The sequence below is a fragment of the uncultured Gordonia sp. genome, assembly GCF_937858515.1.
Taxonomy (GTDB): domain Bacteria; phylum Actinomycetota; class Actinomycetes; order Mycobacteriales; family Mycobacteriaceae; genus Gordonia.
In genome coordinates this window covers 1-9,735 of sequence record NZ_CALLZT010000035.1, presented here as the reverse complement: position 1 = coordinate 9,735, position 9,735 = coordinate 1, and the positions used below count along the sequence as shown (strand labels likewise).

The 9,735-nt window shown below is 68.2% G+C and carries 9 protein-coding genes and 1 tRNA gene; 6 read left to right on the top strand and 4 right to left on the bottom strand.

Annotation, left to right across the window (positions count from 1 at the left end):
• Positions 1–213: 213 nt before the first annotated feature.
• Positions 214–286 (bottom strand) — tRNA-Ala (locus Q0627_RS02825).
• Positions 287–408: 122 nt separating this feature from the next.
• Here Q0627_RS02825 and Q0627_RS02820 point away from each other — a divergent pair.
• A complete protein-coding gene (locus tag Q0627_RS02820) occupies positions 409–1,689 on the top strand; it encodes a family 1 glycosylhydrolase (RefSeq protein WP_291020336.1) in 1,281 nt (426 codons plus the stop codon).
• On the opposite strand, the gene Q0627_RS02815 is transcribed toward Q0627_RS02820, so the two are convergent.
• Positions 1,608–1,877 (bottom strand): hypothetical protein, encoded by a 270-nt coding sequence (locus Q0627_RS02815; protein ID WP_291020332.1) that lies wholly within the window; start codon positions 1,875–1,877, stop codon positions 1,608–1,610. The two genes, Q0627_RS02820 and Q0627_RS02815, sit on opposite strands and share 82 nt — an antisense overlap.
• A gap of 264 nt (positions 1,878–2,141) precedes the next feature.
• Between Q0627_RS02815 and Q0627_RS02810 the strand changes: the two genes are divergently transcribed.
• Positions 2,142–3,647: a DEAD/DEAH box helicase gene (locus Q0627_RS02810; RefSeq protein ID WP_298807598.1), complete on the top strand. Its 1,506-nt coding sequence runs from the start codon at positions 2,142–2,144 to the stop codon at positions 3,645–3,647.
• Positions 3,648–3,731: 84 nt separating this feature from the next.
• Here the strand turns inward: Q0627_RS02810 and Q0627_RS02805 are convergent, their stop codons facing one another.
• The gene (locus tag Q0627_RS02805) at positions 3,732–4,553 is read right to left on the bottom strand and encodes a hypothetical protein (RefSeq protein ID WP_298807597.1); all 822 of its coding nucleotides are present in this window, start codon (positions 4,551–4,553) and stop codon (positions 3,732–3,734) included.
• 139 nt (positions 4,554–4,692) lie between these two features.
• Between Q0627_RS02805 and Q0627_RS02800 the strand changes: the two genes are divergently transcribed.
• Positions 4,693–6,498 (top strand): sodium:proton antiporter, encoded by a 1,806-nt coding sequence (locus Q0627_RS02800; RefSeq protein WP_291016235.1) that lies wholly within the window; start codon positions 4,693–4,695, stop codon positions 6,496–6,498.
• Positions 6,499–6,529: 31 nt separating this feature from the next.
• Here the strand turns inward: Q0627_RS02800 and Q0627_RS02795 are convergent, their stop codons facing one another.
• The gene (locus Q0627_RS02795; protein WP_291016234.1) at positions 6,530–6,841 is read right to left on the bottom strand and encodes a hypothetical protein; all 312 of its coding nucleotides are present in this window, start codon (positions 6,839–6,841) and stop codon (positions 6,530–6,532) included.
• A gap of 154 nt (positions 6,842–6,995) precedes the next feature.
• Between Q0627_RS02795 and Q0627_RS02790 the strand changes: the two genes are divergently transcribed.
• The 3 genes from Q0627_RS02790 to Q0627_RS02780 form a co-directional block, all read left to right on the top strand.
• The gene (locus tag Q0627_RS02790; protein ID WP_291016233.1) at positions 6,996–7,856 is read left to right on the top strand and encodes a universal stress protein; all 861 of its coding nucleotides are present in this window, start codon (positions 6,996–6,998) and stop codon (positions 7,854–7,856) included.
• Between the two features lie 33 nt (positions 7,857–7,889).
• Positions 7,890–9,002, top strand: a complete 1,113-nt coding sequence (locus Q0627_RS02785; protein ID WP_291016232.1) for a patatin-like phospholipase family protein — start codon at positions 7,890–7,892, stop codon at positions 9,000–9,002.
• Positions 9,003–9,735, top strand: a 733-nt coding sequence (locus Q0627_RS02780; RefSeq protein WP_298807594.1) for an MFS transporter, incomplete at its 3' end; no start/stop codon positions are given. It abuts the gene before it with no gap.

The following is a 9,735-nucleotide window of genomic DNA, read 5'->3' as shown; positions in this document are numbered from 1 at the left end:
CAGCGTAAACACACGCGTGATCGTCACCACTCCCGATCTACGGCTGTAGTACTAGATGGAGGTCGTTCGGAAGGTGACCGGTACTGCGCCGTACCCGCGCACTATGCCAAGATTCCGGCGGCTACTGAAAATGCCTCGTACCCACTGCGTACCGGCGATGTGGTGGCAGTGATACGAAGAAACCCGCAAGCCTGTGACCTGCGGGTTTCTCGGTGGAGCTAAGGAGAATCGAACTCCTGACCTACTCGATGCGAACGAGTCGCGCTACCAACTGCGCCATAGCCCCGGGCAACCGCGATGCGGTTGACCGTGTGCCACTCTAGCAGCCTTGGCGGCAGTCTTTCCAAACCGGTCGGGTCCGGGAGCGGGGCACGATACAACCGGGGGATGGGTGTGCGGTTGATGTGGATGGTGCTGTCGGTGACGCTGGTCGGGCTGGTGTGCCGGGCGCCCGTGGCGGATGCGGCGGTGCCGTCGCTCGGGGCCGATTTTCAGTTCGGGGTGGCGCAGGCCGGGTTCCAGTCCGAGGGGTACAGCCGGGACTCGAACTGGGTGCGGTACGGCGATCAGGGCAAGGTCGAGCAGAAGGTGGGCAACAGTGTCGACTTCTATCACCGGTATGCCCAGGACATCGCGCGGGCGAAGTCGCTGGGTGTCGAGATTTACCGCACCAGCGTCGAGTGGGCGCGGGTGCAGCCGTCGCCCGGACGGTACGACGATGCCGGGTGGGCGTTCTACGACCGGGTGATCCGGGCGATCGTCGACGCCGGGATGCGGCCGATGATCACCCTCAACCACTGGGTGCATCCGGGCTGGGAAGTCGATCGTGGTGGCTGGAATCGGTCCGGCATGGCCGACGATCTGGTGGCCTTCGGTGAGCGGGTCGTCGACAGGTACGAGTGGGCCGATCCGCTGTGGATCACGTTCAACGAACCGACCGAGTACGTTCGGCGCGAACTCATGTACGGCGGCACCCGCCCCGAGAACGCGGGCCGGATGGTCGACGGGATCATCGACGCCCACCGCCGCCTCTACCGACACATTCACCGAGTACAGCCGCGCGCGGAGGTGTCGACGAACCTCGCCTACTTCCCGGTGCCCGGCCTCGGATCGTGGCTGGAAGGGCTGTTTCCGGAACGGCTTCGGGACAGTATGGATTTCGTCGGCGTCGACAACTACTACTCGATCTCGGTCACCGACGTGTCCACGGCCAACGCGATCACCGGTGAACTGTGGAAGGCCACCCAGGCACCCGAAAGCATCTACTACGTGCTGCGGCATCTGGCCAAGAGGTATCCGGGAAAACCGATCCGCATCATCGAGGCCGGAATGGCGGGCGCTCCCAACGGGATTCGGCCCGATGGCTATCAACGCGGAGACCATCTGCGCGACACCATCTACTGGGTACAGCGCGCCAAGCAGGACGGCATCAAGGTGGTCTCGTTCAACTATTGGAGCATCACCGACAACTACGAATGGGGCGACTACCGGCCCCGATTCGGACTGTATTCGGTTGATGTGCAGGGTGATCCGGCGCTGACCAGGCGGCCGACGGATGCCGTGGCCGCATACCGGCAGATCACGAAGGCACGCGGCGTCGCACTCGGCTATCGCCCCACCCGCTCGCCGGTCCCGTGCTCCCTCGTCGCGATCCCCGACAGCTGCACCCACCCGGCCGTCGTCCGCTGACGCCGTTGTGCACCTAGTAGTGCGGGGAATGCGGCGGCGAGGCCCAAAGCCGCCGGGTCGGCGACGATCTGGCCGACGACGCTGCCCAGCAGCGCACCCAGCGGCCAGGTGATGAGCACCGCGACCCCGGCTATCACGTACATGGCACGGGATTTGGTCGGCTCGGCCTGGGCGGTGGTGAGCGCCACGGCCTCGGGGCCCAGTGCGCACGCGCACAGTGGGCGAGGTCACCACAAAACCGGTTGGCCGCCGGGGTTACCGGCGGGTAGTGTAGGACGAAGTGTCCGCGCCACGGTGCGGCAACGCGTCGTAGAACGCTTCGTTGCGGGTGATCAACCCGCCACCAGACTTTCGTACGGCGAACGAGCTCGCAAGCCCGCGTGTTCGCCCATTGACATCCTCCGCTCAGAACCGGGCGTCGTAGGCGTGTCCAGATAGTGAAAGCACATACTTTGACCACGACATTCGAATCCCTCGGCGTGCCCGCAAGTCTTGTGAAAGTACTTGCCGCAGAAGGGAAGACAGAAGCCTTCGAGATCCAGGCGGCCACCCTGGCCGACACCCTCGCCGGCGGCGACGTGCTCGGCCGCGGCAAGACCGGCTCCGGCAAGACCCTCGCATTCTCGATCCCCGTCGTCGCCCGACTGGCCCAGGCCAAGGCCGAAGGCCGGATTCGCCGCACCTCCGGCGCGCCGACCGGTCTGATCCTGGCCCCCACCCGCGAACTGGCCACCCAGATCGCCGCCGCCATCAGCCCGCTGGCGCAGACCGAGAACCTCGTCGTCACCACCGTGTTCGGCGGCGTCAAGCAGGGCCGTCAGGTGGAGGCGTTCCGGCGCGGCGTGGACATCGTCGTCGCGTGCCCCGGCCGTCTCGAAGACCTGATGGGCCAGGGCATCGTCCGGCTCGACAAGGTGCAGATCACCGTCCTCGACGAGGCCGACCACATGGCCGACCTGGGCTTTTTGCCCGGCGTGACCCGCATCATGAAGGCCACCCCCGCCGACGGCCAGCGGCTGCTGTTCTCGGCAACCCTGGACAACGGCGTCGACGTCCTGGCCCGCAAGTTCCTGCATTCGCCGACGCTGCATTCGGTCGACGAGGCGTCCTCGCCGGTGCCCGCGATGACCCACCACGTATTCGAGGTGGCCCCCGACCGCAAGAACGACCTCGTGGCCGAACTGGCCTCGGGCAGCGGCCGGCGGATCCTGTTCACCCGCACCAAGCATCAGGCCCGCAAGTGGGCCAAGAAGCTGACCTCCGACGGCATCCCGGCCGTCGATCTGCACGGTAATCTGTCGCAGCCCCAGCGTGACCGGAACCTTTCGGCGTTCGCCGACGGCAGTGTCCGGGTGCTGGTGGCCACCGACGTCGCCGCCCGCGGCGTGCACGTCGACGGCATCGAACTCGTCGTCCACGTCGACCCGCCCGCCGAACACAAGGCGTACCTGCATCGTTCGGGCCGCACCGCTCGCGCCGGCAGCTCCGGCGACGTCGTGACCGTCTGCTTGCCCGAGCAGCGCCGCGACGTGGCGCAGCTGCTGCGCAAGGCCAAGATCTCTGTGCGTCCACAGCCTGCTGACGCCCGCAGCGCCGCGGTCGACGAACTCGTCGGCGAACGCGCCCCCCGCGTGAAACCGCAACCGGTGCAGCAGGTTACCCACAACTCGCGACCCGGTCAGTCGTCTCGCCCCGCGCGTGGCGGTGGCCGCGGCGGTGCGGGGCGGACCGGTACCGGCCGGGGCGGCGCCGACAACGGATCGCGAGGCGAGGCACGGCGCGGCGGTAGCCGCTCGGGTGCAACGCGCGCCGGCAGCACCCGCAGCGGCGAATCACGCGGCACCGGCGCGAGTACCCGCGCCGGAACCGCGCGCGGTGGTGCTTCCCGCAGTGGTGCCTCGCGCGGCGGATCGTCCCGTGGTGGATCGCCCCGTGGCACCGGAGCGCGCAACGGATAGATCGAGCAACCGCCAGGACATGCCCTGGCACCGTGCCCGTCCGGAAAGGTCCCTTCCCCAAGACCTTTCCGGACGGGCACGGTGCTATCGGTTGCGGTCGATCTGGGTGCGCAACTTGGCCGGCATCGACCGCAGCAGCCACGGACGCCGGCCCCAGACCACCGCATGCCCGGTCAGCACCGCCCGGGTCGTCGAATACCGGCCGTAGGCGATCAGCAGTGCGGGGGCCGGGTCGATCCGCATGTGCGCGTCCGCGGGACGCGGATCGGGCGGATTGACGGCCAGCTTGCCGTCCGTGAACTCGTATACATACCGTTCGTCGGTCCCGCGCAGCCGGAGGTCGTACGTCGCGGTGTGGCCGCGGCAGGTATCCGGGTTGAGCCAGCCGGCCAGCACCTGATGACGGCCACGGGCCACCAGCGGAACGTCGTCGCGGTCAATGTGCCACGGCGCCCGGACCGTGCGGGCGATGTCGTGGCCCCAGATCAGCAGTTCGCCGATCAGGATGCCCAACGCGGCGTCGCAGCGCACTTTGCTGCCGTCGGGAAGCACCGCGCACGCCACCTGGGCGCTCATATGTTTGACGGTGTCGAGCAGTACGTCGAGATCGGTGCGCAACTGATGCACGCAGGCGGGGATGCTGCGCGTGCGCGTCGAGTCGATAGCCCGGGGGTCGTGGGTGGGCATCTCGGCGGGGTCACCCGACCAGGACGCGGCGTCGGTGGCCAGCGCGAGCAGCCACGACGGGGTGCGGGCTACCTGATTGACGCACTGGTGGACGCCGAGAGACGGATTGTCGGTCAGTGGGAGGTCGTGGTCGGGGAGCATCGAGGTCAGCTCGACGAACTGGTCGCCGACCCGGCGCGCGGCGTCGATGTAGTCCAGTCGCGAGAACATCGTGTTCATCGGTACTGGTCATCTCCCTTCACGCCGGACGGACACCCGACCAACGTTAGAAGCATGACGACGGTTCTGCGAGCCCGGCCCGGCACCTGATGTGCCTTCGTGACCAACGGGCCTCCGGACGCACTGGAATGATGGTGCGATGGAGAAGATTCTCGTCGTCGTCATCGGGGTGCTCGTGGTGGCCCTGGCACAGGAGATCGGTCCCCGTATCCGGATTTCGCCGCCTCTGATCCTCGTGGTGACAGGTGCGATCATCGGCATCCTTCCGATGGTCCCCGAGGTCGAACTCGATCCCGAATGGATTCTCGTCGGTGTGCTGCCGCCCCTGCTGTACTCGGCGGCGGTGTCGATGCCCGCGATGGACTTTCGCCGTGAGCTGGGCACCATCAGCGCGTTGTCGTTCTTGTTGGTGCTGGTCAGTGCAGTAGGGCTGGGCTTCTTCTTCGCCTGGCTGATCCCCGGTATCGGCATCGCGACGGGTATCGCGCTCGGCGCTATCGTCAGCCCCACCGATGCGGTGGCCACATCGATAGCCAAACGGGTGGGGGCGCCGAGCCGGGTGATCGCGGTCCTGGAGGGCGAGAGCATGCTCAACGACGCGAGTGCACTGGTGCTGATGCGCGCGGCCGTCGCCGCCACCTCGGCTGCGGCGCCGGTGTCGTTCGCCGGTGTGGCGGGCGAGTTCGTGGGCGCGGTCGTCGGGGCCGTGATCATCGGCGCTGTGGTGGGTGTGGTGAACCTGCGGGTGGGGGCGCTGGTGCGCAACGCGACGGTGAACACCGCGATCTCTTTCACGGTGCCGTTCCTGGCGTATCTGCCCGCTGAGGAGCTGGGCGCTTCCGGCCTGGTCGCGGCCGTCACCGCCGGGCTCGTCACCGGCACGGGCGCGGTCAAGTACCTCACCCCGCAGCATCGCTTCTCCGACCGGCAGAACTGGCGGACCATCGAGCTGATCCTCGAGGGTGGCGTGTTCCTGATCATGGGTCTGGAGCTGTACGGCCTGGTCAAAGACGTGCAGCGGGACCACACCGGTGTCCATGCCGCGATCGCTGTCGGCGTCGCGGCGCTGTTGGTGGTGACGGTGATCCGGGCACTGTATGTGGTGCCGCTGGTGTGGTGGCTCGGCCACAAGGCACGCCGGCGATCCGATCAGCGTGAGTACCTTGCCGACGCGAGCGAGGCGGTACATGCGCGCAGGCTGGAGTTCGGGCAGGCCGAGCGCTCCGCGAAGCGCAAACCGGGCGTGCGGCGGAGGTTGCGCCGCCGGCGGCTGGGCGACCTCGGCGAGGCAGACCTGAGCACTGTGTCCGCCGACACCGCCGCACTGTACGACTCGCGGCTGACCCGGCGCCTGGCCGACATCGACTACGTGCTGGCCGCGCCGATGGGCAAGGCGGAGGCCACGATCATCATCTGGGCCGGTATGCGTGGTGTGGTCACGCTCGCCGCCGCGCAGACACTGCCCGCCGAAACCCACTCGCGGCCGATGCTGGTGCTCATCGCGTTCGTGGTCGCGGCGCTGTCCCTGCTGTTGCAGGGCGGGACGCTGCCATCGCTCATCAAACGACTCAAGTTGCCGGACATGTCGCAGAACCGGGCGGCGGGCCGGGCGCGGCTGCGCCGGGAGATGGCGATCGCCGCGACCAAGGTCATCTCCGCGTCGCCGGCGGTTCAGGATTCTCCGGCGCTGAGGGCCCGCGTGGTGCAGTGGACGCAACGCACCGACGAGCAGAAGCAGGCCGACGACGAGGACGACGACACCAGGTTGTCCCCGGCGCAGATCGGTGCCGAATACGCCCGCATCCGCCGCGCCATCATCGCCGCACAGCGTGAGATTCTGCTGCGCCACCGCGAGTCCGGGGTCTACAGTTCGGGACTGCTCACCCGCGAACTGGCCCAGCTCGACGCCGAGGAGATCAGCCTCGACATGCGCGCCGCCGAATAGCGTCTCGCCGGTGGTGCCGCGCCGTGCCGGGTCACTCAAGAAGCGCAGGTGCGGTCGCCATCATCGTCATCACCGCGGCGGCGAGCAGAAACCAGGAGGCGCCCTGCCACACCTGCCAGCGGCCCCCGGCGCGCCACGTGCGGTAGGTGATCCACAGCGCACCGAACGCGCCGATGAACATGACGGCCGGGGCGACGGCGATCATCGTGGTGCGTAGCCCGCCCGAGGACAGTGCGGCCACGGCGAAGCACGCGAGCGCGAAAGTGACGGTGATGATCCCGTGGGTCACCGCCCGGCGGAGGCTGGTTCCCGACTCGCCATGTTGCGGTCGCCCCGTGTTCATCGCCTGTTCCTTTCATGGTCACCGAATGAACGTCCGTACCAGTCTACGCGCCCGGAAAGTGCCCCTGATCAGGACCAATGTCTCTGGCATCCGGTCGGGTGCGCGGTGAGAATAGACGGTGAGGCTGAGAAATCAACGGAGAGTGAGGCCACACATGAACGCGATCCTCGTAGGCGTCGACGGATCGGAGGCATCGACCGGTGCGGTGCGCTGGGCGGCCCGGACAGCGGAGCTCGAGGGTGCCGATCTGAAGATCATCGGTGTCTACGACGTGCGGACGAGCAACTACGCCCCGGGCCTGATCATCCCGCAGGACGTCATCGAGGCGGTGCGCCAGGACGCCACCGACGCAGTGAACGCCGCGGCGGCGGTGGCCAAGGAGACCGCGCCGCCGGTCACCGTGCAGGCGTCGATCACCGATGGCGATGCCGCGCACGTGCTGCTCGAACTCGGCAAGGACGCGTCGGCCATCGTGCTAGGCACCCGGCAGCTCGGAAGTTTCCGCGGCCTGTTCCTCGGCTCGGTGAGCACCAGCGTCGCCGCGCACGCACACGGCCGGGTCGCGGTCATCGCCGGCGCGGGTGGCGACGGACCGGTGGTGGTGGGTGTCGACGATTCGCCGGTGAGCGATGTCGCCGTGGCGGAGGCGTTCCGGCAGGCGTCGCTGCGCGGTGTGCCGCTGGTCGCGGTGCACACCTGGACCCCACTCGACGCCGACGCGCTGCACGGCTACGGCATCGAAACCGATGAGATCATCCGGATGTCCGAGGAGGCACTGGAGGCGCTGGGCGAGCGGCTGGCGGGATACCGGGCCGACTACCCGGACGTCACCGTCAAACATGCGGTCCTGCCCGACGAGCCCGCCAAGGCCGTCCTCGATGTGGCCGGTAAGGATGCCTCGCTGATCGTCGTCGGCAGCCGCGGCCGGGGCGGTTTCAAGGGTCTGCTGCTGGGTTCGACCAGCCAGAAGGTCATGCATCAGGCGCAGGTCCCCGTACTTGTGGCGCGTACGTGATGCCACGTTCGCCGCGCCCGATAGTCTCGACGCATGGTGAGGGCAAGTGGTAACGAAGTAGCCCAGCGACACCCGGGTGCGGTGGCCAAGCGCCCGGGTAGCGCTGTGGTGAAGCAGCCCGGCGACGACGTGTCGCCGCGGCCCGGGGCGCAGGTGTCCGACGGAACCGGCGACGTCCCGAAAACGTACAAACCCGCACGTGTGGCGCTCGCGCTCGGCAGCGGCGGCGCCCGCGGTTACGCCCATATCGGGGTGATCGCCGAACTCGCCGATCGCGGCTACGAGATCGTCACCGTGTCGGGGTCGTCGATGGGTGCCCTGGTCGGTGGCCTGCACTGCGCGGGCAAGCTCGACGAGTTCGTCGACTGGGCGTCGACGCTGACCCAACTCGACCTGGTGCGGTTGATGGACGTGTCGTTGTCCAAGTCGGGGGTGATCGGCGCCGAGCGTGTGGTGGCCAGGGTGCGCGAGATCCTGGGCGAGGTCACCATCGAGGAGCTGGCGACGCCGTTCACCGCGGTGGCCACCGATCTCACCGCCGGGCGGTCGGTCTGGTACCAGCGCGGCAGTCTCGTCGACGCGATCCGCGCGTCGATCGCGATCCCGGGCGTGATCAGCCCGCACACCTATCAGGGGCGCATCCTCGGGGACGGCGGCATCCTCGACCCGCTGCCGGTGGCGCCGACCGTCGCGGTGCCCAGCGATGTGACGGTCGGGGTGATCCTCGGCAACGATTTCACACCGGAGGAGGGGGCCTCGCGCGGTTCCCTCGTCGGCGGTGTGGTGCGCCGCAATGTGGCCCCCCTGCTCGACAACGAGTTCGTCAAGGCCTTCCGCGACCGGTTCGGTGTGGAGATCCTGGACTATTTCGATCAGCCGGACAGCCGCGAGGTGGTGCCCGCCGACGCCGAGTCCGATCCGGCGGCTCCCTCCCGGATGGGCAAGGTGGAGGTCCTCACCCGCTCGCTCGACATCATGCAGGAGGCGCTGGCCCGATATCAGTCCGCCTCCCATCCGCCCGACGTGCTGATCCGTATACCGCGAAAAGCCGCCCGTACCTTGGAGTTTCACAAGGCGGTCGAGCTGATCGAGATCGGTCGCGCGCTGACGGCGACCGCGCTGGATCAGTTGCCGGAACGGGTCTGAGTGCGACGCATTCCGCGTGGCATCTGGGTGCTGTTGTCGGCGAATGTCGTCATAGCCCTCGGTTACGGGCTGATCGCGCCCGCGCTGCCCAGTTTCGCCCGCAGCTTCGACGTCGGGATCACCGCCGCGTCGGCCGTCGTGTCGGCATTTGCGGTGATGCGGCTGATCTTCGCACCCGGTGCGGGACGGTTGATCTCGATCGTCGGGGAACGCCGCATCTACCTGATCGGGCTGCTCATCGTCGCGATGAGCACGCTGGTCTGCGCGTTCGCCCAAAACTATTGGCAGCTACTGGTTTTCCGTGGTCTCGGCGGTATCGGGTCGACGATGTTCACGGTGTCGGCGATGGGTCTGCTCATCCGGATGGCACCCGACGACATCCGCGGCCGGGTGTCGGGGTACTTCTCGGCCGGTTTCCTGATCGGCAACATCACCGGCCCGCTGATCGGCAGTGCGCTGGTCGGTTTCGGATTGCGGATGCCGTTCGTCGTGTACGCGGTCGCGCTGATCGTCGCGTCCGCGGTGGTGGCCACCCAGCTGCGCGCCGACGACGGTGGCGAGCGGTCCGGGACGCCGGCCGGCGGCGACGCCGTCGCGCTGGCCACCGCCTGGCGCAATCGGGCCTACCGGGCGGTGCTGGTGTCCAACTTCGCCAACGGCTGGGCGTCGTTCGGGGTGCGGGTGGCGGTGGTGCCGCTGTTCGTCGTCGACGGCCTCGGTGAGGACGCGGCGC